Genomic DNA, 21,421 nt, shown 5'->3' with positions numbered 1-21,421 from the left:
AGGACATCATGGGAGTGACCCTTCCTACCCTGACCCCGCTGCAGGAAACCCTGTGGGTGACGCTGTGTGGCCGAGCACTCGACAGCCGCCTGCCAAGCCCCATACTCGGAGACCGCATGGCCTACGAGATCATCCACAAGACCGGCTACGACCACCGCAAACTCCGCTGGAGCGTGGCCTCGGCCATCGACGTCGCCCAGCGCGCCAAGAAATTGGACGAGATCGCTCAGCAGTTCATCGCCCGCCGCCCCGACGCGATCGGCATCGACCTGGGAGCCGGCCTCGACACCCGCGCCCTCCGCATCGACCCTCCACCCACAGCGGACTGGTACGACGTCGACTTCCCCGAAATCGTGGACGCCCGGCACCGGGTCATCCCCGAGCGGCCGCACACGCACATCATCGGCGCGGACCTGACCGAGCCCGGCTGGCTGGAGGCGCTCCCCACCGACCGCCCCGCCGTGATCGTCGCCGACGGCGTGCTGCCCTTCCTCTCCCAGGAAGAGATGATCACGCTGCTGGGCCGTCTCACCAGCCACTTCCCCAGCGGGGAGATCGCGTTCAACGTCTACACCCGATTCACCGTCTGGGCCGCGAAACACTACTCCGGCAGCCAATTCCTGGTCCCCCTCTTCAAGTCCCCCGGCTTCGACCGCCTCGACCCCGTACGGTGGAACCCGCGACTGACCCTGATCCGGCACATCCTGCTCACCCGGGAGCCCGAGGTCGACCGGTTCCCGACGGCCCTGCGCCTGTGGACCCGCCTGTCGGCGCTCAGCGCGGCCTTCTCCAGGCTGGGCACCACGGTCGCGCACTACCGTTTCTGACGATTCCGGCCGGCGACTCACGCCGGGTCGGGCAGGTCCATCGCCGCCAGCCGGGCCGGGTCGACCAGGGCCGCGATGCCGTGATCCGTCCGTCGGCGACGATGAACATGAGGACCGATAGTGGAGTGCCGTCCTCGCGCCAGGAGAGCATCCCGGGCAGGCCGTTGACCAGCACCGCCCGCCCCCGCACGGCCGAGTCGGAGAACAGCTGCGCGCGGCCTGCGATCTCGGTGTCGCCGAGGGCGACGACCACGCCGCCGGGGGTATCGACGGTCAGCTTGACCTCGGGGTCGAGCACGCGCAACCGCGCGGTGGCTCGACCGAGCACAACGGCACAGCGAACGCGCCGAGCTACCGACACTGGCCGCCACCTGCCCGGTGCCGGTTCGCCTCGTCACCGGCGAATTCGATCCGCTGATCGACGCCACCCTCGACGCCCGGGTGACCGTCATCCCCGGAACCGGCCACCATCCACAGCTCACCCATCCGGCCCACGTGGCCGCCGTCGCAAAAGCAAACGTCCCGATCTGCTGATCCCAAAAACTGGGGAGAACCTCGCGATCGAGATTGTGGATGCTGCGCTGAGATCTCGGCGATTCTCTGCGCTGGACATCCCGAAATACGCCGGTAACGCTGACTTCTGCGCTGACTTTGAGAAATGAGGATACGGGTGAATGGAGAACAAACGTCTCGTTCGCGTGTGATGACTTGGAGAGACTGGGCCGCTGGCGCGGATATGAGCCCGGGAGATCGACAGGGGGGATCTCCTTGGGTTCAAGGGGTCGTGACCGTCCAATAGCTGCTGCTTCTGAATGTAGTCATGAGATCCGGTTTGTCGGCGAGTGGGCCAGGGTTCAGCGGTCCGTAGCGGTTCCGGGGTGAGGTGCTGAGCCGGCTCCGCCTGCATCTGCGGATGGCGGTTCCGCGCCGATGCCGTCGGAGCTCTTGGGTCCCTTTCCGACGTCGTCGGCAAGCCTGCCGGGCATCAGGGAGGTAGAGGTCGGCGGTTTGCGGCGGAGCGTGCTCTTTGCGGCTCTGCCTAGTGTTCCTACAACGCGGGTGCCGGCTGAGGCGGTGCTGCTGGCGCCTGTGGAGGCGACGGCGGCGAGGATGTCGGGGATGAGGCGGCCGAAGGCTCGGTCGGGGTTGGAGGCCCAGGTGTCCCAGTCCAGTAGTGCCTTGCCGAATTCGGCTGGATTCTGGATGGCGGCCATCAGGGACTGAGTCAGGTCGTTGACGCTGCGTTGCCAGCCCATGAAGTCGATGGCTGCGCGGGTGGGGGAGTAGTCGATGACCAGTTGGCCGAGTCCGGCGACGCTTTCCACGGCTCCTTTGGCCTGCTCGGCCATCGGGTTGGAAGAGGCCAGGTTCGGGTCGAAGATGTCCTGGAGTTGCTGGCCGATGCGGTCCCATACGTTGCCTGCCGTGGGCAGGGGCGCACCGGGAGCGAGCATGGCCTCGTCGACGGAGATCGGTGGCTTGCCCGCGCCGAACAGTTCCGGTCTGGCCAGTTCCATGCGCTCCAGGAGCACCAGTCGCCTGTTGATCTCGGGGCCCTGTCCGCGGGCCCACGCGGCTGTCTGGCGGATGGTGTCGGCTGAGGCAGTCGGCAGCCAGGCCCCGCGCAGGATGTTCCACAATTTTTCGCCGATGACGTCCAGTGAGACTTCGGCCTGGTGCAATGCGTCTTTCAACGCGCGGACGCCATCGGGGACCATGCCCTCCAGCTGGCCCATGGCTAGCCTGGGCTGTCGGCTGGCGTACGGGCTGATAACGCCCGAAGTTCGTCCACGACGCCGGTGCAGCCCCTGCTGATGGCCTGGCGCTGGGCGGCCAGTTCGTCGGCGAAACGTTGTGCGGCTGGGCCTGTCCAGATGTTCTGGCCCATGAGCGCGGCCACGCGGTCGAGTGCGGGCCTGGCCTGATCGGTGAGTTGCTCTGCCCGGCGCAGGGCCTGTTCCACTTGTTCCCGGGTCATAGGTACTCCTTCGGGCGCGTCGACCTAACTCGGGGGTTCTGAACCGCTCCGGGTCTGATGGAGGCTCGATTCCTTGAGAGGATCGAGTCATGGCACGTCCGTCCCCTTACCCTCCCGAGCTTCGTGAGCGTGCGGTCCGTATGGTCGCGGAGATCCGGCCGAACTACCCGACCGAGTGGGCCGCGATGAAGGCGGTCGCAGCGAAGCTGGGCATAGGAACGGCGGAGACGGTGCGCAGCTGGGTGCGCAGGGCGGAGATCGACGCAGGGCAGCGACCCGGGACCACGACGGCCGAGGCGGAGGAGATCAAGCGGCTACGGGCCGAGAACGCCGAGCTGCGGCGGGCCAATGAGATCCTCAAGGCAGCGTCGGTTTTCTTCGCGGCCGAGCTCGACCGGCCGCACAAGCGCTTGTAGCGTTCATCGACGCGCATCGGCAAGTGCTCGGGGTCGAGCCGATCTGCCGTGTGCTGAGCGCACACGGGTTGAAGATCGCAACGAGCACATACTACGCGGCCAAGCACCGTGCGCCCAGCCGGCGCGCCGTACGGGACGCCGAGCTCAAGCGGCACATCAGCAGGGTGCACACGGACAACTACGGCGTCTATGGAGTGCGCAAGGTCTGGCGGCAACTGGGGCGCGAAGGAGTCGTCGTGGCGCGGTGTACGGTCGCCCGGCTGATGGGCGAGCTGGGGCTGGAAGGTGCCAGGCGCGGCAAGAAGGTGCGAACCACCATGCGCGATGATGGCCACGAACGCGCCGGTGACCTGCTGAACCGCGACTTCACGGCATCCCGCCCCAACCAGCGGTGGGTGGCTGACTTCACCTACGTGATGACCTGGGCCGGCGTGGTCTACGTCGCGTTCGTGGTGGATGTGTACTCCCGCGCGATTGTCGGCTGGTCGGCGGCCACCACCAAACGGGCCAAACTCGTCCTGGATGCCCTCGACATGGCGCTATGGCAACGCGAGCGGACCTGCACCCCGCCCGGGCCCGGCCTGATTCATCACTCGGATGCGGGCAGTCAATACACCTGTTTCGCCTTCACCGCCCATCTGCTCCAGGCCGGGATCGACGCCTCGGTCGGCAGCGTCGGCGACGCCCTGGATAACGCCTTGATGGAATCGCAGATCGGCCTGTTCAAGACCGAACTGATCAAACCCCGACGGTCTTGGAAAGGCCTGGCCGACGTCGAACTGGCCACCGCCGAATGGGTCGACTGGTTCAACCACCAGCGACTCCACACCGCGATCGGCAACGTCCCACCCGCCGAACACGAAGCCGTCTACTACGCTCAACACCAGCCCCAACCGGCGGCTGGAGTCAACCCATAGAGTCTCCACCGATCCCGGAGCGGTTCATTCAAGGTAGGAGCCATTGGACTGTGCAGTATCCGCTGCAGCAACCGAATCGCCCGGATTGGTCTGAAGCATCAGATGGGACGACGCTGGCCGTAGGCGAGCGCCGCCATGTGGATGGCGCAAGACGTCACGGCTGCATTTGGCTGGGAAAACGCCATAAAGATCATCCCGCATAAATCCTGTGATCAAGTTCCTACGGCTGCATACGGGTGCCCTCGGCGACCTATCCAGGGTCTGGAAAGCAAAAGATCTGCGGCAGGGACACCACCGGTCAGAGGGCAAATTGCCTGGTCGAGAGGCGTGCCCCCGGCTGGATTCGAACCTGCGGCTCCCGATTTAGGGCGAAAGGTGTCCCCGCTCTTCAGATGCGAGTGTCCCGGGTTACTCAGTGTGAATCCCCGTCCGGCTCTTGGTCTGCAGTGAGGCTTTTGCATCCCCTGGCGGCGGGTTGTTAGGTCACAGCGTGATCGCGAGCCTGGCGTTCGCCTGACGACGCAAGAAACCCCTGGTAGATGGATTGATCACCACAACCAGATCCGTCACAACCAGGGGCCTCGGATGCTTTTCTATCGCGCCGCCGTCGATTTGTCGCGCTCAACGCTGAACTACGTCGCCGGAGTGATCCGCCGGCACCGCAAGACGATCGGGTCGGCCTGGCGGCTGCTCAACCCGGGGCAGCAAGCGCTGCTGGTGCTGGTCTACCTGCGCAAGGGCGAGACATTCAGCGAACTCGGGGCGTTCAGGGTGTCGACCGCGACCGCTTGGCGGTATGTGGAGGAGACGGTTGCGCTGTTGTCGGCCCGCTCACCGAAGCTCGGGCAGGCGCTGCGCAAGGCGAAGCGGGACGGGCTGCACTACCTGGTGCTGGACGGCACGCTGATCCGCACCGACCGGATCGCCGCCGACCGGCCGTACTTCTCCGGCAAGCACCGCGTGCACGGTATGAACGTCCAGGTCATCGCCTCACCGAACGGGACGATCCTGTGGACCTCCGGAGCGCTGCCCGGCAAAGCCCACGATCTAAGCGCCGCCCGGATCTGGGGCATCCTGCGCGCGCTGGAGGCAGCCGGAATCATCACCCTGGCCGACAAGGCGTATCAGGGGGCCGAAGGTCCGGTGCTCACTCCATACAAGGGCAAGAACAAGCCTGAATCCCAGAAGCAGGCCAACCGTGCCCACGCAAGACTTCGGGGTCCCGGTGAACGAGCGAACGCCCAGCTGAAGAGCTGGAAGATCCTCCGCAAGCTACGCTGCAGCCCCAGCAAGGCTGGCCACCTCTGCAAGGCCATCGCTGTCCTTCAGAATCACCGAGCTGCGCAGGCAGCGTGAGGATGAAAAGCATTCAGTGATGTCGCATGACGGAGGTCTGGTTTGCCTGCGCGGGCCGCCGGTGGGATGGCGTGCCTCCGGTGTGTTGGGTGGGTGGCGTGGCCGATATCGAACTTCTCTACATATTTTCTACAGTTGACCGAAGGCTGCCGATGTGATGTAAATCACACAGTTGATGTTGTGTTTGGCGCAGCCGTTTGTATGAGTCGGTTGACATGGAGTTCGCCTCGCTGTGAATCGCGAAAGCGACATTCCGTAATACTTGTGAACGGTGTGTAGGTATTGACCATGTGGTGATCGTCGATCACGATCCAAACGATCGTCTTTATCAAGTCCTTATGGCGCAACGCGGCCCTGCTCCCGGGGTCTGCGTCAGCGTGCCCTGAAGAGGTGACGACATGCGGGTCCGGCGGCGGTTACGGACGATGGTGCTGGTCATCGCGGTGGCGATGGCGGTGTTGATTTCCGGGTTGGGGGTGCCGGACAACCTCGTGGTTCCGGCGGCGGCGTCGGTGGAGGGGCCGGATCCGGAGACGTCGGTGGACGGTCGTCCGGTAGCGAAGCAGAAGGTGGCCAAGGGGGCTGAGGAGTCCCAGCCGCAAGTCGAGCGTAAGGACCCGGTGTGGCCGCAGCCAGGTACCGCTGAGGTGGATCCTGGCGCGAAGGCGGTCACGGCGGACGGGCTGCCGGTCCGGATCTCCGAGGTCAAGGGCGCCGCCGACATCGGCACGGTGAAGGTGGAGACGCTGCCCGCCGACACCGTACGGAAGCTCGGCGGAGTGGGCATCGCCGCCCGGCTGACCGGCCAGAGCGCCGGGAAGGTGCGGGCGGAGTTCTCGTACGCGAGCTTCCGTGACGCCTACGGCGGCAACTTCGCCACCCGCCTGCAGGTGCTCCGTGTGCCGGCGTGTGCGCTGACGACCCCGCGCCCGCGCGATTGCGTGGTGCGGCCGCAGCAGGTGAAGGCGCACAACGACATCAAGACCGGCACGCTGACCGCCGACATCGACACCGACCCCGCGTCCGGCAAGGCAGCCCCGTTGACGCCGTCGAAGAGCCAGACCGGCAAGGACACCAAGGCGGCCGACGCCCGCGCGGCGCAGGCGTTCACGTCCGGTTCGGTGTACGTGCTGGCGGCCGGCATGACCGGCCCGGACGGCAACTTCGGCGCCACCGACCTGAAGCCGTCGGGCACCTGGCCGGCGGGCACCTCGGGCGGCGGGTTCTCCTATGACTACCCCCTGCCGGAGGCGCCGTCGCCGGTGGGCAATGGGCCGAACCTGTCGCTGCAGTACGACGCCTCCTCCGTGGACGGTGAAGGCAACTGGACCAACAACCAGTCCGGCGTGACCGGGATCGGCTGGAACCTGTCGGCCGGGTTCATCGAGCGCAAGTACCGCCGCTGTACGGCCCGGAACGAGTACGACCCCGACACCGCCGAGCTGATCTGGTACGCCGACGAGAACGGCCCCTACGCTTCGGCAGTGTGCTGGGAGTCGCCGGATGAGCTGGCGAGCGACGTCACCAAGGACTACACGCAGTCGGAGCTGGTGCTGAACCTGGCCGGCCGCTCGGCCTCGATCGTCAAGGACCGCACCAGCGGATTGTGGAAGACGGTGCCGGACTTCGGCTGGAAGGTCGAGCAGCTGACCGGCGGCGCCGATGGGCTGGAGTACTGGAAGGTCACCTCCTCCGACGGTCAGGTGCACCGCTTCGGCTACACCAAGGACGCACAGTGGCAGCTGCAGTACATCGGCAACCAGCGGGGCGAGCCGTGCTCTGACCGGTACTTCAACGACATGATCCCGCCCACCTGCGCGGGCGTGTGGCGGTGGAACCTGGACCAGTCGATCGACGCCAACGAGAACGTCATCGACTACACCTACGAGCGCGAGACCAACTACTTCTGCATGCCCGGCTGCGATTATGAGGTCTACCGGGCGCTGCCGTACGACCGGGGCGGCTTCCTCAAGCAGATCAGTTACGGCCACAACACCCAGGTGAGCGGCAGCACGCCGACCTCGCGGATGACGTTCACCACCTCCGACCGCGGCGGCCTGGACGTGCCGACCGACCTGAACTGCGGCCCCACCTGCACCACCAACGACGCGATCGCGTTCTACTCCACCCGCAAGCTCGACTCGGTCCTGACCGAGTCCCGCAACCCGGCCTCCGGCGCGTGGGAGCCGGGCACCCGGCTCGACTTCCGCTACCAGTGGATCTACACGCGTACCGACTTCGGCCCGGCCTACGACCCGGTGCTGTGGCTGGACAGCGTCCAGCAGACCGGCCTGGCCGGCAACACGCCGGCCAAGCTACCACCGGTCGACTTCGACGCCGCCATGGTGGCCGGGCGGATGGACTACGACAACATCTCGGACTGGACCGACTTCCTGTCCTGGCGCATGGTGCCGAGGGTGGCGGGGATCGGCAACGGCATGGGGGGCCGGATCGAGGTCACCTACGGCCAGGCCGACCCGTGCGGTGGCGGCAAGGGCCGCGACGGCACCAATTACCTGTCCGACGCGACCGGAGACTGCTACAAGGTCCTCTACGACGAGAACCCGGAGAGCGGCTACGAGAGCTGGGGCCGCTTCTTCAAGCAACTGGCCATGAAGGTGGTCGAGCGTGACCTGGTCGGCGGCTCGCCGGACATGGTCACCAGTTACGACTATCTCGGCGGGCCCCGCTGGACCAACCGCGTCGAGTACGCCCAGCCCGACCTGGTCCCGTCCGGCAGCGACTGGCGCGGCTACGGTACCGTGCGCACCACCCGCGGTTCGGGGAGCGACCCGAACGGATACACCGTCACCTCCGACACCTTCTACCGCGGCATCGACGGGGCCACCATTACCGACTTCGAGGGCAACACCGTCACCGACTCGCGCGCCCTGCAGGGCCAGCTGTTACAGGAACAGACCTGGAAGCTGACGGCCACCGACCCGCGCGCCTACACCGAGGCCGAATCCACCCGGTATGAGTACCAGGTCGCCTCCTCCGGCACCGGTCCCGGCATCCTCGACCCCGCCTTCGTCCACCGCACCCGGGAGCGCACCCGCGAGCAGGTCACCGGCGGCACCTGGCGGTGGAGCGATCAGCGCACCGCCTACAACAGCGACGGCCAGCCGACCACGGTCAACGACTACGGCGACACCGCCATCAGCACCGACAACACCTGCACGAGCACCACCTACGCCCGCAACCCGGCCAACGGCATCACCAGCCTGCCCTCGGTAGTGGAGAAACGCTCCGGCGACAGCTGCACCACCGGCACCCTGATCGGCAAAACGATCACTTTGTACGACGGCGGCACCGACCCGGCCACGAACAGCCCCAGCGACGGCAACATCACCGAAACCCGCTCCTACGCGAGCGCCACGACCATCTCCACTACGAAGAACACCTTCGACGACTACGGCCGCCCGCTGACCGCCACCGACGCCATGGGCAAGGTCACCACCACCACCTACACACCCGTCGTCGGCTGGCCACATCAGGGCGCCAAGGTCACCAACCCGCTCGGCCACGCGGTGACCACGTTCTCCTCCCACCGCAACGGCCTGCCCATCAAGCTGATCGACGCCAACAACAAGACGACCGAGATCGACTACGACGGCCTGGGCCGCGCCTCCGCGCTGTGGGAACCCGACCAGCCACGCGCCGGCGGCACGCCGACGGCCACCGTCGCCTACGACATCCCCTTTGACGGCAACCTCGGCCAGCCCACGGCCCCCGCCAAGACCACTATGCGCCGCCTGCTGCGTGGTACCACCTATCTCACGTCGTACGCCTACGACGACGGGCTCGGTCGGGCCCGCGAAGAGCAGACCGCGTCCCCGGTCGGCGGTCGGATCGTCACCGCCACCGCCTACGACGCCCGCGGTCTGACCGCCGCCACCTCTCAGCCCGTCCACAACGGCAACGCCCCAGGCAGCGGCCTGCTCAATCCCGCGTTGACGACGTTACCGTCGTGGACCAAAACCCTTTACGACAGCATGGAACGCCCGACCTCGGTCATCGACTACAAACAGGCGACCGAGTTCCGCCGCACCACCACCGTCTACCCCGGTCTCGATCGGGCGGAGATCACTCCGCCTGTCGGTGGCAAGACCGTTGCGGTGTCCGACGTCTACGACCGTACGGTGAAGACCGAGGAGTGGAAGGACGCCTCCAACCACCACGACACCACCTACACCTACAACGCCGCTGGACACCTCGCCAGAATCACCGATGCCAACGGCAACGTTCGCACTTTCACCTACGACTGGCTCGGCCGCAGGACCGCCGCCACCGATCCGGACGCCGGCTCGACCGGTTACGGTTACGACGCCGCAGGCCGGCAGGTGTGGAGCGTCGACGGCAACGGCACGAAGGTCTCCATGCTGTACGACGAGCTAGGACGTCAGACCAGTAAGTGGGCCGGCGAGCCGAACACCGGCACCAAGCTCGCCGAGTGGAGCTACGACAGCATCGTCAAGGGCTACCTGTCGTCCTCCACCCGGCATGTGGGCGGCCAGGCGTACACCGAGACGGTCACCGCGTACGACAACGGCTACCGAGCTACCGGCACCAAGGTCACCATCCCCGCAACCGAAGGCGCGCTTGCCGGTGAATACTCTTTCGCCGCCGCCTTCGACACTGCGGGCAACAAGCTCAGCCAGACCTTCCCAGGCAAGGCCGATCTCCCAGCGGAGACGCTCACCTTCACCTACAGCGACCTCGGGTTGCCCGGGGACATGACTTCGAACCACGGCGGCGGCACCACCTACATCAAAGCCACAGCCTACTCGGCCACCGCCCGGCTCAACGAGCGCTCCTACGGCGCCAACGCTCAGGTCAAACGCACCTTCACCTGGGACGAGGGCACTGGCTGGCTCAACCGGCTGACCACCACCTCCGGAACCCAACTCGCCCAGGACGACCACCTCACGTACAACGCCAACGGTGACATCACCCGGATTCTGGACGCTGTCTCCGCCGGCCCCTCCAGCCCCGGCCAGTCTGAATGCTTCAGCTACGACGGGCTGACCCGCCTCACCGCCGCCTACACGACGACCGCGGCCGCCTGCACGGCCGCCGCCGACAATCAAGGGGCCGACCCCTACAGCCAGGCGTTCGCTTACGATGCGGTCGGTAACCTGACCAGTGTCACGGAAGGCGGCGCCACCGCCACCTACGCTTACCCGGTCGCTGGTGCCTCCGCCGTCAGGCCCAACGCCGTCACCTCCATCAGCAGGCCCGGCCGCACCGACACCTATGGCTACGACGACGCCGGCCAGCTCATCGCCCGCACCGTTGCCGGCAAGCAAGCAACCTTCACCTGGAACCCCCTTGGCCAAATGGACAAGGCCGTCGTCGACGGCCAGGAGACGGCCATGGTCTACGACGCTGAGGGCGAACGGCTCATCCGCCGCGACCCCGACGGCACCTCTACCTTGTATCTGGGCTCGATGGAGATCCAGGCCCGCGCCGGCGTGGCCAAGGCCACCCGCTACTACGCCGGGCCCGACGGCGCGGTCGTGGCGATGCGCACCGGCACGAGCCTGAAGTGGATGGCCTCCGGGCTCCACGGCTCCACGCAACTCGCCATCGATGACGCCACCGGCCAGGTCTCCCGCGAACGCTACCTGCCCTTCGGACAGCGCCGCGGCGGCGACGACCTGCCCTTCACCGATCGTGGCTTCCTCGGCAAGACCGAAGACGCCTCAACCGGCCTGGACTACCTGTCCGCCCGATACTACGACCCGTCCATCGGCAAGTTCGTCTCCACCGACCCCTTACTTGACCTGACCAAGCCCCAATGGACCAACTCCTACTCCTACGCCGGTAACAATCCCATCGGGGTGTCCGACCCCACCGGGCTCAGACCGATCGACGAGTCGAAGGATGCGGTCAACCCCTGTTACAAGCCCAAGAGCCAAGCCTGCAAGGTCGCCCGCAAGAAGCAAGCCGACGCCGAGGCCAAAGCGGCACAGGCTGAAGTTGATCGACAGCTGAAACTCCTGCTGAACGCGGTCATGGCGCTGGCGAAGATCGCCGCCGACGAGCTCGGCATCACTGCCGGCATCCAGTGCTTCACCACTGGAGACCTGGGCGCGTGCGGAGAGACGGCGCTCAACGTTCTCGGCGCCCTCGCCGGAGGGGTGGCAGGCAAGCTGCTGACGAAATATGCGCTGCCGTGGAAGTGGAAGAAGGCCTACGAACTCGGCAAGGCCGTGTGGAAGCACGCCGGTGACGCCATCAGCGCCTTCAAGAACTGGATACGGGCCAAGGACCGGCTGCAAGCCGCATCAAAACGCCTGAAGGCTGCCGTTCGCGACTGTAAGGCCAACAGCTTCGCCCCCGGCACCAAGGTGGTGCTCGCCGGCGGGGCCACCAAACCCATCGAGGACATCAAAGTAGGCGATCGGGTCATCGCAACCGACCCGGCCACTGGACTCAGCGAAGCGCAGCCCGTGATCGCCGTGATCACCGGATCGGGCGTCAAGAACCTCGTCCGCATCACGGTCGACACCGACGGCACCGCCGGCGCGTCAACCGGTGTGCTTGTCGCAACCGACGAGCACCCGTTCTGGGTCGTAGACCGTCAGGCATGGACAGCCGCGACCCGCCTGGAGCCGGGCATGTGGCTGCGCACGAGTACGGGCACCTATGTCCAGGTCGCCACTGTCGCGAGATGGACCAGCGGGTCCCAGTCGGTGTACAACCTGACAGTCGCTGACCGCCACACCTACCACGTGCAGGCCGGCGCGGCCGATGTCTTGGTCCACAACGACGACCCGCCACCGGCAGCGTCCCGGGTACCGAACCTCACCGGCATGACTCAGACCCGCGCCGATGCGGTGCTGGCGCGGCACGGGTTCCAGCTCCAGGCAATCTCCCAGTCCGGAGCCTATGCCACCTACAAAGCAGCGGACGGCAGTAAGGTGACGGTCAGACTTTCCGACGGACGGGTCACCAGGACCAGCGCGATCGTCAGGGGGCCCAACGAGAAGAACGGCACCCAGCGCTGGGACCAGCACGGCAACAAGACGTTGTCCCACGACACGGGCGAGAACCTGCAATGCTGAGCAACCCATGGTAGACAACACGGTCCAGATGACCTGTGAGCGAGCCGGCGCGGTGCTTGCGCACTGCGCCGGCGGCTTCCTCGACACGGTGGCCTTCGCAGCTCTCGGCGAGCGCGACTATCTCGACATCAAGATCGTCCAGACGCTGAAATGGCCGATGGTGAGCCTGCTGCTGGAGGACGTGCGGCACGTCGCCGTCGACAAGGGCCCGGACATAGAATCATCGCTCGTCGACGAGATCACTCTCACGCCGCTGTTGCGCACGGCCACGACGTGGCCCAGTGAAGCCGATGGTCTGGTGACTCGTTTCGACGGTCTGCCTGACTTGTACTGGCTAAGGTTGGTCGGGCCGACGATGATCACGGCGGTGGGAGCCATCATGACCATCTCCACCTCCTCGGACTTCTCAACCCTGGCCTAATGGGAGCTACCGGCTCTGCTGTTCAGGCAGGCTCGGTGCTTGGTAGCCGCTGGTGAGTGAATCGTCCCGGGTTCGGTGGAGACTTGATCTCTTGAGAGGATCGAGTCCATGCCAGGTAAGTCTCCCTATCCCGCCGAGCTGCGCCGTCGAGCGGTGCGGATGGTCGCCGAAGTGCGGCCGGATTACCCGACCGAATGGGCCACGATCAACGCGGTCGCGACGAAGCTCGGCATCGGCACCGCGGAGACACTGCGCACCTGGGTCCGCCAGGCCCAGATCGACGAGGGCAGCCGGCCAGGCCGCACGACGGATGAGTCGGCCGAGCTGAAGCGGCTGCGCCGGGAGAACGCCGAACTGCGGCGGGCGAACGAGATCTTGAAGGCCGCGTCGGCTTTCTTCGCGTAAATACTCTGGGGATGTCCCGGCGGGTTTGCTCTTTTCTTTGCTGCCCCGGCCGTGCTGGTGGCTTGTCGTGATGTGCAACCCGTCGGGGTCCCAGCCGTCCGGTGTGGCTTGATAGGTGCTTGCGAATAGCTCGATTTAGGCTTGCCCGCCGGACCGGCATGGACCCAAGCTGCCTGGTAGATAGCCTGCAGGAGGAACGGTTGGTCGTCATCGGCATCGATGCTCACAAGCGCACTCATACCCTGGTCGCCGTGGACCAGGTCGGCCGCAAGCTCGCCGAGCGCACCGTCCGCGCAACCCCGGACGGTCATGCAGATGCTGCGGCTTGGGCGGACCAATGGCCCGACGTCATGTTCGCCATCGAGGACTGCCGGCACGTGACCCGGCGCCTGGAGGCCGATCTGCTGCGCGCCGGCTTTCGGGTAGTGCGCGTGACCACCCAGCTCATGGCGGGCCAGCGCCGCGGCGGCCGGGAACGCGGCAAGTCCGACCCGATCGATGCGCTGGCAGTCGCCCGAGTAGCGCTGCGCGAGCCGGATCTGCCTATCGCGCATCTGGATGGCCCGTCACGAGAGGTGAAGCTGCTGGCCGACTACCGCGACGACCTGGTCGTCCAGCGGACCCGGATCTGCAGCCAGCTGCGCTGGCACTTGCACGAGCTCGACCCAGAACTGGACATTCCCTCCCGTGGCCTGCGCCGGCGTTGTCTGCAAGATGAGCTCTGCCTGCGCTTAGCGGACATGCCCGGGGTGGTCGCGCAGATCGCTCGTGAGTTGCTGGAGCGCTGCCGCCAGCTGACGATGCGTATCAACGAGTTGGAGAGCCAGTTGCGCAGGCTCGTGCGCGCTCTGGCCCCGCAACTGCTGGCCATCCCCGGCTGTGGCGTGCTCGGTGCGGCCACCATCATCGGGGAGACCGCCGGCGTGCACCGCTTCCGCTCCAAAGCGGCCTTCGCGCGCTTCACCGGCACCGCTCCCATCCCGGTGTGGTCGGGAAACAGCAGCCGGGTGCGTCTGAACCGCGGCGGCAACCGGCGCATGAACTGCGCGCTGCACATGATCGCCGTCACCCAGGCCCGAGGCATCGGGGCTGGCAAGGCCTACGTCGACAAACTCATGGCGGACGGCAAGACCCGTACCGAGGCTATCCGGTTACGGGCCCTGTCCCCGATGTGTGGACACCTTGAGTACCGGATGATGGAGATCCGGAGACAAGGAGTTCCACGTGGCGATGAAGTCGTATCCGCCGGAGTTCAAGGCGGACGCCGTCGCGTTGTATCTATCCGATCCGGGACGGACGCTGGCCTCGGTGGCTGAGGACCTGGGGATCAGCCGGGAGACGCTGCGTAACTGGGTGCGTCAGGCCCAGGCGGACGGCACCGCGGGCGCGAAGAAGCAGGGCCCGCACAAGCGGCCGGCACGGGGCCCGCTATCGTCCGACGACGTGCTGGAAGAGGAGAACAAGCAGCTCAAGGCGCGGATCCGGGAGCTGGAGATGGAGCGCGACATCCTGCGCCGGGCGGCGAAGTATTTCGCCGGCGAGACGAACTGGTGAGCCGCTTCGAGTTCGTCGACGACCACGCGGGCGCCTTCGGCGTGAAGCGGCTGCGCCGGGTCCTGAAGGTGTCCCGCTCGAGCTTCTACCGGTGGCGCAAGGCCGCGCCGGCCCGGGCGGAGCGGGCCGCGGCCGATGCCGCACTCGCCGCGGAGATCAAGCAGATCCACGGCGCGTTCGACGGCACCTACGGCAGTCCGCGCATCACCGCCGAGCTGCGCGCCCGGGGCCACACGGTCAACCACAAGCGGGTCGCGCGGGTGATGCGCAGTTTCGGCATCGTCGGGCTGCACCTGCGCAAGAAGGTGCGCACCACGGTTCCGGAACTCTCGCATCACAAGGTGCCCGACCTGATCAAGCGGGACTTCACCGCGCCGGCCCCGAACCGGCGCTATGTCGGCGACATCACCTACCTGCCCGTCGGTGAGGGCCGGTTCCTGTATCTGGCGACCGTCCTGGACCTGGGCTCACGCCGGCTGGCGGGCTGGTCGATCGCCGATCACATGCGCACCGAGCTGGTGAGCGACGCGCTGCGCGCGGCCGCTGCGACACGGGGCAGCCTGCACGGCGCGATCTTCCATGCCGATCACGGGGCCCAGTACACCTCGGCCGAGTTCGCCAAGGTCTGCGCCGAGCTCGGCGTGCGCCAGTCCATGGGAGCCGTCGGCACCAGCGCCGACAACGCCGCGGCAGAGGCGTTCAACGCCACCCTCAAACGCGAAACGCTGCAGGGCGCCAAGCGCTGGTCCTCGGCGCGTGAGGCCCGCGTGGCCGTCTTCAAGTGGATCACCCGCTACAACACCCGAAGGAGACACTCCACCCTCGGCTACCTCAGCCCTATCGACTACGAGCAGCAAACCACCGATAAGGTGCTGCTCGCCGCATAACAACCCGTGTCCACACTTCGGGGCGAGCCCCCTACTGCGCCGCCGCCTGTCCGACGTGGTCTATCGCACCCTCAAGACCGTGGACGCTTCAGGCTGCGACGTCAGCGACCAGCCAATCACAGCCGCGGCTTGACAACATAGGAGCATCGCCGAGCTCGACCGGCCACACACGCACTCGTGAGCTTCATCGACCAGCACGCTGAGGTGTTCGGTGTCGAGCCGATCTGCCGTGCCCTGACCGAGCACGGCTGCTCCATCTCCACCAGCACGTACTACGCCGCCAAGAACCGGCCGCCCTCGGCCCGGGTGGTGCGGGACGCCGAGTTGGACGAGCACATCGCTCGCATCCATGCCGATAACTACGGCGTCTATGGTGCCCGCAAGATATGGCACCAGCTGCAACGGGACGGGCATCGGGTGGCCCGCTGCACCGTCGAGCGGCGCATGCGCGCCCTGGGCCTGCAAGGCGCTCGGCGCGGGAAGAAGGTGCGCACCACGACACCCGATCCCGGGCATGAGCGGGCTGGTGACCGGCTGCAGCGCGACTTCACCGCCCAGCGGCCGAACGCCGCCTGGGTGGCCGACTTCACCCACGTTTCCGCCTGGTGCGGGGTGGTCTACGTGGCCTTCGTCATCGACATCTACTCCCGGGCGATCGTCGGCTGGGCCGCCTCACTCACCAAGCACACCACCCTCGTACTGGACGCCCTGGACATGGCCCTGTGGCGGCGAGAACGCGCCGGCCATCCGGTCGAGCAGGGCTTGATCCATCACTCGGACGCGGGAAGTCAGTACACGTCTTTCCGGTTCACCACGCACCTGCTGGCGGCCGGGATCGACGCCTCCATCGGCACCGTCGGCGACGCGCTCGACAACGCCCTGATGGAATCACAGATCGGCCTCTACAAGACCGAGCTGATCAAGCCCCGAGGCCCCTGGCGCAGCCTGGCCGACGTCGAGCTTGCCACCGCCGAATGGGTTGCCTGGTTCAACACCACCCGCCTGCACTCAGCGATCGGTCACCTACCGCCAGACGAGTTCGAAGCTCTCTACTACGCTCAACACCACCCCAACGAACCCATCGCAATCAACCGCTGAGGTCTCCATCAAACTCGGGGCGATTCAGAAGGCTCTCTAGCCTTCATCGAGACGCATGAATTGGGAGACCGGAGAAGGCCTGATCGGGTGCGACGATCCCGAAGAGGTCGACGCGGCGTTCGACCGAGGCGAACCACATGTGGGCGCGGTGGTGATCGGCTTGGCGCTGAACTGCCCCGACGTCGATGTGGTCGCGCCACGAGCGATCCGTGCGATCTCTTCGGGCAGGCACGAGCTGCGAGGCCAAGGACTGACTGCCCTGTCCCACATGGTCAGGCTGACGAACCAAGCAGACAGCGCCTCTGTCGCGCTGCTCAGACCGCTACTCCGGGATCCCAAGATGCGTGAGGTGGCCGAGAACTACGCGGCGGACCTCTGGACTTATGTCCCTCACAGAGACCTGCCCGCCTGGCTCCACCGCTGGTCTTACATGTACCTACTCAGGCACAAAATCGCCATCTGGTGGTGGAGCATCACCCGGCGCGGCTGAAGCGTTACCTCGGCAAACAGATAGTCTCAAGGTAGGGCCGGCACGCCGGGTCGGCTGACAAACTGGCCGCTGCGTTCATCTCTGTTCGGGAGGGGTCTCGTGTTCGGGCCGACCCTCAGGGGCGGGCCGAGCGTCGAACATCCCGGAGCAGACGAGGCCCGCTGGGCGTTCGATCGTGGGTGCTGTTCGGGCTGCGCTGCCGCAGGCGCCGGGCTGGCTTCGCTGCCCGGCGCCACGGCTGGCACCTCGACCCCGACGCCGCGCGCCTGGCCCCCGGATGACATGCCTGACATTGGGAGATCCTTCAGGCCATCACGGAGCCCGCAGATCATGTCGTCGTCAACAGCCTGGGTGCCGCTCTCCAGCACCATGCGCGGCCGCGTCTTGGACGGGCGAGCGTGCGCCACAAGCCGGAGTTTACGCACGTATTTGACTCGATCAACGGCTGTAATTTGTCCGGAGTCCGGGTGGTCGGAGCGGGTGGTCGGACGCGGGGATAGCCAGAACCACGGTTCGACCTGGGAAACGCGCTCAAGATCATCCCGTGCATGTCCCCTGATCATGGTCTTACGGCTGCATGCGGGCACCGTTTGCTACCTACCAAGGGCGCAAAACAAAAGACCTGCGGCTGTGAAACCGCAGGTCAGGCGCCTGAAATGCCGATCTCGGTGAGTGCCCCCGGCAGGATTCGAACCTGCGGCACCCGCTTTAGGAGAGTGGGGGCGGAGATGCCCGCGCATATGGGCTGGCCTGCTGAAACGCTATGGCGCCCGCATGGGACAGGCTTGATCATCCCGCGTAGGTCCTCAAATGGCGAGCCATGGTTGCTCACGCGTACTTCGGCCCTCCAGCCACTTTCGGTAGGGGGACGCGTGCGTGTCCGGCTGGACGGGCTGATTTCAACCACAATCGTAGGCATCCGGCTGCCGCGTGGTCTGTCACGTGCCAGCCGACTGGACTGCCGTGACGGCCCCCGACAATCCAGTGAAGGTTTTCCAACCTGAAACTGCAGGTCGGGGACTTGCTGGAGGCGACAGGTTGATCGACAAGTAAAGAAGCCCCTGGTAGAAGGGTTGTCGACCAAGATCAACCTGTCCACCAGAGGCTCCGAGTTGCTGTTCTACCGTGCTGCGCTGTCATTGTCATCTCGGACGCTGTCCTATCTGTCCGACCTGATCCGCCGACACCGCAAGAAGATCCGCTCGCCATGGCGGCGCCTCAACGCAGGCCAGCAGGCCCTCCTCGTGCTCGTGCACCTGCGCAAGGACGAAACGCTCACCGAAGTTGCGGCTGGCTTCGGCGTCGGAGTGGCCACCGCCTGGCGCTACATCCGCGAGGCCATCGCCCTGCTCGCCGCTCGCGCGCCCCGCTTGGACACGGTCTTACGCGCGGCCCGCCGTGCCGGCTATCCCTACCTGGTGCTGGACGGCACGCTCATCCCCATCGACCGGGTGGCAGCCGACCGCCCCTACTACTCGGGCAAGCACAAGAAACACGGCATGAACATCCAGGTCCTGGCTGCTCCTGATGGCACACCGCTGTGGGCCTCCGGCTCGCTGCCCGGCTCGGTACACGACCTCAAAGCCGCCCGGATCTGGGGCATCCTGCGCCGCCTGAACGCCAGCGACCTGATTGTCCTGGCCGACAAGGGCTACGTCGGCGCGGGCGAGCACGTGCGCGTGCCGTACAAGGGCCGCAACAAGCCCGTCTCTCAAAAGGCCGCCAATGCCGCCCACGCCAAGCTCCGCGCACCGGGCGAACGCGCCCACGCTCAGCTGAAGACCTGGCGCATCCTGCGCAAACTCCGCTGCTGCCCTCTTCTGGCAGGTCAACTTGTGAAAGCCATCCTCGTGCTACAGCTGCGCGAAGCCGGATGAAAAGCACTCAGTCTTGTTGTCAACGGCACGGGCATGACGGGACGATGTTCCGAATTTTCACCGCAGCACACGTCGCGAATGCGTTGTCAGATCGCTGCAGTAAGATGCCAGGCCTCCCGAAGTCGATCCCTCCACAGCAGGACATCTGAACGGAGTTTTTGAGGGTCCTCTGCGGTTAGCAGCCTATCCAGCACGGTGGAGAGTTGCTGCGCCTCATCAGCGCTCAGGGGCTCGGGGAAACCTTTGAAGGTTCTGTCGTTGAGTGCGAGTTGGCTGCCTGTCACCGTCGTCACTCTTTCGTAGTCGTCTTCGCACTCGACCAACGGAACCTCGCTCGATGGATCCACGCCGGTCGCACGAGCCGCATTGACGAACTTGTAAAGCTCCTCGAACGTAAGACCATAGAAGTGGATTTGCACGTTGATGAGTACCACGGTGAGCCCTTTCCTTGTCAGTCGCACCATGGGCAGCGAAAACGGGTACCCGCCTCCGGCGAAGTGCAGGGCATCGCCAGGAGGTCAGCGCCGAAGGCGAGATCGAGCTGGTCGCCGTCATCGCCAGCCGCCTTCGCGTTCTTCGGCCACAGGACCGGATAACGTCGGCTGCATCGGCCGCAGAGGCGGGTGCCCCACGTCCCCTCGCAATCCCCGCAGCGGCAATGAAAGGTGTCACCACCACGGGCGGAAAATTTGGCGTTCACTGCCCCGCACAGTGGGCACCTCAGAATGTGCTGGGCGCGCCCGCCGTCTGCCTCTCGCAGGTCTTCAGCGGTGGGCGTCCGTCCCGCGAGCTGGGCTGGGGGATACTCATCCCGCATCGGAAAACCGTGGACGACCCAGCGCAAGGCACGTGCCAGACGCTCGATACCCTCGATCTCCAGTGGCGTGACCGGGACGACTCCTATGAGTGAGGCGGGACTGCCGCGGCTCGGTCCGCTGCTGTGCAGCGCTCGCCGGAGTGATCGAGGAAGGTTCTCTCGTTCGCGGCGAAGCCCTGGATAGGCGACGATGATCGGGCCGTCGTCGCCGAGTGTGGCATAGAGCTGATTGACCGCCTCCTGGACGGCGGCGGCCGAGGAATGCGCCGAGAGCGACTCCTGCACGGCCTTGACGTGGACGAGGGTGCGCCCGTCCATCGACATTCTTATGCCGTCCGGTTCGAGATGACATGTGATCGTCCTGCTCGAGTCGCTCAGATCGATGCCAGAGCCGGATCGCGGGAAAGGGGCGGACGGGTTCACTGGAGAGAACCCGAGCACCTGACACGCGCGTACGGCGAGCGTCGCCACATAAAGCCCGTAACACGAGCTGAACTCGGCGTCGGCCGCCTTCCGCAGGTCGCGCTCGGCCTCGTGCCGGACCAACCACTGATCCCAGAGGGTGCCGACTCGGTGGTAGTTGTCGTCGTTCGCGAAAAGGTTAGTGCGGAGCAGCCTTAGCGGAACCCGCAGACGGCGGCTGGCGTGCCGGTAGGCCGGCGAGCTCTGCAGCCCCAGTACTCGCTCGCGGGCCGTACGCAGCGTCGCAACGGTCTCCTGGACGACGACGGCCTGCCCCTCGGTGCTGGCGACGGCGGCAGCCACCAGGTGAGCGAGCCTGTCGGTCTTCCGCCATGACTGCGCTCGCCCCAAAGCGTCGTGGTAGCGGTATTGATCCAGGTCGGCCATGCTCCGTGCAAGATTGTCGAGCTCGTCGATGCGGGTGGTCAAATAGGCGCGTAGCCGATCAACGAGCTGGGCTGCCACCCGATTCTCGTAGAAGTCGAGGTTCTCGGCAAAGTTCAGCGAGAGCAGCCGGTGCGGATGAATGCGTCCGTGCTCGAAACCGGCCCAGTCCGCGGTGTGGCTTGCCAAGCGCATGAGGCCAGCCGGCGGCACGCGGCGAGCCCGCGCCGCGCGTACGATCTCCGGCCTGGTCTCGAGCCGGTCGTGGGGGCGCCAGCACACCGTCTTCAACGCCCGCCAGTCTTCTATGATCGCCTTGTCCAGCGCGTTCAGTCCGGATCGGTTTTTGGTGTCGGGCATGAAGACGTTCTCGCGCAGCCAGCCGGTCACGCTCGACGTTCGGCGCAGCGCGTGTGCCACGGCGATGACCGAGGATGACATCAGCAGGTCCGGAGCGCTCAT

The 21,421-nt window shown here is 66.1% G+C and carries 16 protein-coding genes, 1 tRNA gene and 1 pseudogene; 12 read left to right on the top strand and 6 right to left on the bottom strand.

Translation table 11 applies throughout. The features are described from left to right. The first annotated feature begins 8 nt into the window (after nucleotides 1-8). Complete coding sequence (locus HD596_RS02245) at nucleotides 9-827, top strand: class I SAM-dependent methyltransferase (protein ID WP_185067643.1); 819 nt, start codon at nucleotides 9-11, stop codon at nucleotides 825-827. On the opposite strand, the gene HD596_RS02240 is transcribed toward HD596_RS02245, so the two are convergent. Further along, complete coding sequence (locus HD596_RS02240; RefSeq protein WP_185067642.1) at nucleotides 775-1,155, bottom strand: sigma-70 family RNA polymerase sigma factor family protein; 381 nt, start codon at nucleotides 1,153-1,155, stop codon at nucleotides 775-777. The two genes, HD596_RS02245 and HD596_RS02240, sit on opposite strands and share 53 nt — an antisense overlap. A gap of 50 nt (nucleotides 1,156-1,205) precedes the next feature. Between HD596_RS02240 and HD596_RS02235 the strand changes: the two genes are divergently transcribed. After that, nucleotides 1,206-1,361, top strand: coding sequence for an alpha/beta fold hydrolase (locus HD596_RS02235; RefSeq protein WP_185067641.1), 156 nt, complete (start codon nucleotides 1,206-1,208; stop codon nucleotides 1,359-1,361). A gap of 320 nt (nucleotides 1,362-1,681) precedes the next feature. Here the strand turns inward: HD596_RS02235 and HD596_RS02230 are convergent, their stop codons facing one another. Together HD596_RS02230 and HD596_RS02225 are read right to left on the bottom strand one after the other, a co-directional pair. Further along, nucleotides 1,682-2,563 (bottom strand): hypothetical protein, encoded by an 882-nt coding sequence (locus HD596_RS02230; protein WP_185067640.1) that lies wholly within the window; start codon nucleotides 2,561-2,563, stop codon nucleotides 1,682-1,684. Between the two features lie 2 nt (nucleotides 2,564-2,565). Beyond that, nucleotides 2,566-2,805: a hypothetical protein gene (locus HD596_RS02225; RefSeq protein ID WP_185067639.1), complete on the bottom strand. Its 240-nt coding sequence runs from the start codon at nucleotides 2,803-2,805 to the stop codon at nucleotides 2,566-2,568. 89 nt (nucleotides 2,806-2,894) lie between these two features. On the opposite strand from HD596_RS02225, the gene HD596_RS02220 reads away from it, so the two are divergent. From HD596_RS02220 to HD596_RS02180, 9 genes and pseudogenes are all read left to right on the top strand, one after another. After that, a protein-coding gene (locus tag HD596_RS02220; protein ID WP_185067638.1) for an IS3 family transposase occupies nucleotides 2,895-4,138 on the top strand; the annotation gives its coding sequence in 2 pieces (ribosomal slippage) (nucleotides 2,895-3,177 and nucleotides 3,177-4,138; 1,245 coding nt in all). A gap of 585 nt (nucleotides 4,139-4,723) precedes the next feature. Continuing rightward, nucleotides 4,724-5,494, top strand: a complete 771-nt coding sequence (locus tag HD596_RS02215) for a transposase family protein (protein WP_185067637.1) — start codon at nucleotides 4,724-4,726, stop codon at nucleotides 5,492-5,494. A gap of 398 nt (nucleotides 5,495-5,892) precedes the next feature. Further along, the gene (locus tag HD596_RS02210; protein WP_185067636.1) at nucleotides 5,893-12,564 is read left to right on the top strand and encodes an RHS repeat-associated core domain-containing protein; all 6,672 of its coding nucleotides are present in this window, start codon (nucleotides 5,893-5,895) and stop codon (nucleotides 12,562-12,564) included. Between the two features lie 7 nt (nucleotides 12,565-12,571). Beyond that, nucleotides 12,572-12,985 (top strand): hypothetical protein, encoded by a 414-nt coding sequence (locus HD596_RS02205; protein ID WP_185067635.1) that lies wholly within the window; start codon nucleotides 12,572-12,574, stop codon nucleotides 12,983-12,985. 108 nt (nucleotides 12,986-13,093) lie between these two features. Then, nucleotides 13,094-13,381 (top strand): annotated as a pseudogene (locus HD596_RS02200) (transposase); the annotation flags it as partial. 209 nt (nucleotides 13,382-13,590) lie between these two features. Further along, nucleotides 13,591-14,706 carry an IS110 family RNA-guided transposase gene (locus tag HD596_RS02195; protein ID WP_221519140.1) on the top strand — a complete coding sequence of 372 codons (1,116 nt, stop codon included), beginning with the start codon at nucleotides 13,591-13,593 and terminating at the stop codon, nucleotides 14,704-14,706. Continuing rightward, nucleotides 14,615-15,831, top strand: a protein-coding gene (locus HD596_RS02190) for an IS3 family transposase (RefSeq protein ID WP_376775816.1) whose coding sequence is annotated in 2 segments (ribosomal slippage) — nucleotides 14,615-14,924 and nucleotides 14,924-15,831 — 1,218 coding nt in all. Because the reading frame shifts where the segments join, the coding sequence is not laid out codon by codon here. Before HD596_RS02195 ends, HD596_RS02190 begins: the two co-directional genes overlap by 92 nt. Before the next feature lie 177 nt (nucleotides 15,832-16,008). Continuing rightward, a complete protein-coding gene (locus HD596_RS02185; protein ID WP_185067633.1) occupies nucleotides 16,009-16,929 on the top strand; it encodes an IS3 family transposase in 921 nt (306 codons plus the stop codon). A gap of 55 nt (nucleotides 16,930-16,984) precedes the next feature. Next, nucleotides 16,985-17,419: a hypothetical protein gene (locus tag HD596_RS02180; RefSeq protein ID WP_185067632.1), complete on the top strand. Its 435-nt coding sequence runs from the start codon at nucleotides 16,985-16,987 to the stop codon at nucleotides 17,417-17,419. A 673-nt stretch (nucleotides 17,420-18,092) separates the two neighbouring features. Here HD596_RS02180 and HD596_RS02175 read toward each other — a convergent pair. Further along, nucleotides 18,093-18,169, bottom strand: a tRNA-Arg gene (locus tag HD596_RS02175). A gap of 362 nt (nucleotides 18,170-18,531) precedes the next feature. Here HD596_RS02175 and HD596_RS02170 point away from each other — a divergent pair. Then, nucleotides 18,532-19,296, top strand: coding sequence for a transposase family protein (locus HD596_RS02170; RefSeq protein ID WP_185078239.1), 765 nt, complete (start codon nucleotides 18,532-18,534; stop codon nucleotides 19,294-19,296). An 86-nt stretch (nucleotides 19,297-19,382) separates the two neighbouring features. Here the strand turns inward: HD596_RS02170 and HD596_RS02165 are convergent, their stop codons facing one another. Both HD596_RS02165 and HD596_RS02160 read right to left on the bottom strand, forming a co-directional pair. Beyond that, nucleotides 19,383-19,730, bottom strand: coding sequence for a hypothetical protein (locus tag HD596_RS02165; RefSeq protein ID WP_185067631.1), 348 nt, complete (start codon nucleotides 19,728-19,730; stop codon nucleotides 19,383-19,385). 17 nt (nucleotides 19,731-19,747) lie between these two features. Next, nucleotides 19,748-21,421, bottom strand: coding sequence for a DUF2357 domain-containing protein (locus HD596_RS02160; protein ID WP_185067630.1), 1,674 nt, complete (start codon nucleotides 21,419-21,421; stop codon nucleotides 19,748-19,750).

It is taken from the genome of Nonomuraea jabiensis, from assembly GCF_014204795.1.
Classification (GTDB): Bacteria; Actinomycetota; Actinomycetes; order Streptosporangiales; family Streptosporangiaceae; genus Nonomuraea; species Nonomuraea jabiensis.
Note: the sequence above shows the minus strand (reverse complement) of the source record. Positions and strands in the feature narration are given on the sequence as shown.

Coding starts and splice junctions, on each gene's coding strand:
- HD596_RS02245 (WP_185067643.1), top strand. CDS start 9: ATGGGAGTGACCCTTCCTACCCTGACCCCGCTGCAGGAAACCCTGTGG.
- HD596_RS02230 (WP_185067640.1), bottom strand. CDS start 2,563: ATGGGCCAGCTGGAGGGCATGGTCCCCGATGGCGTCCGCGCGTTGAAA.
- HD596_RS02225 (WP_185067639.1), bottom strand. CDS start 2,805: ATGACCCGGGAACAAGTGGAACAGGCCCTGCGCCGGGCAGAGCAACTC.
- HD596_RS02215 (WP_185067637.1), top strand. CDS start 4,724: ATGCTTTTCTATCGCGCCGCCGTCGATTTGTCGCGCTCAACGCTGAAC.
- HD596_RS02210 (WP_185067636.1), top strand. CDS start 5,893: ATGCGGGTCCGGCGGCGGTTACGGACGATGGTGCTGGTCATCGCGGTG.
- HD596_RS02205 (WP_185067635.1), top strand. CDS start 12,572: ATGGTAGACAACACGGTCCAGATGACCTGTGAGCGAGCCGGCGCGGTG.
- HD596_RS02180 (WP_185067632.1), top strand. CDS start 16,985: ATGAATTGGGAGACCGGAGAAGGCCTGATCGGGTGCGACGATCCCGAA.
- HD596_RS02160 (WP_185067630.1), bottom strand. CDS start 21,421: ATGAGCGCTCCGGACCTGCTGATGTCATCCTCGGTCATCGCCGTGGCA.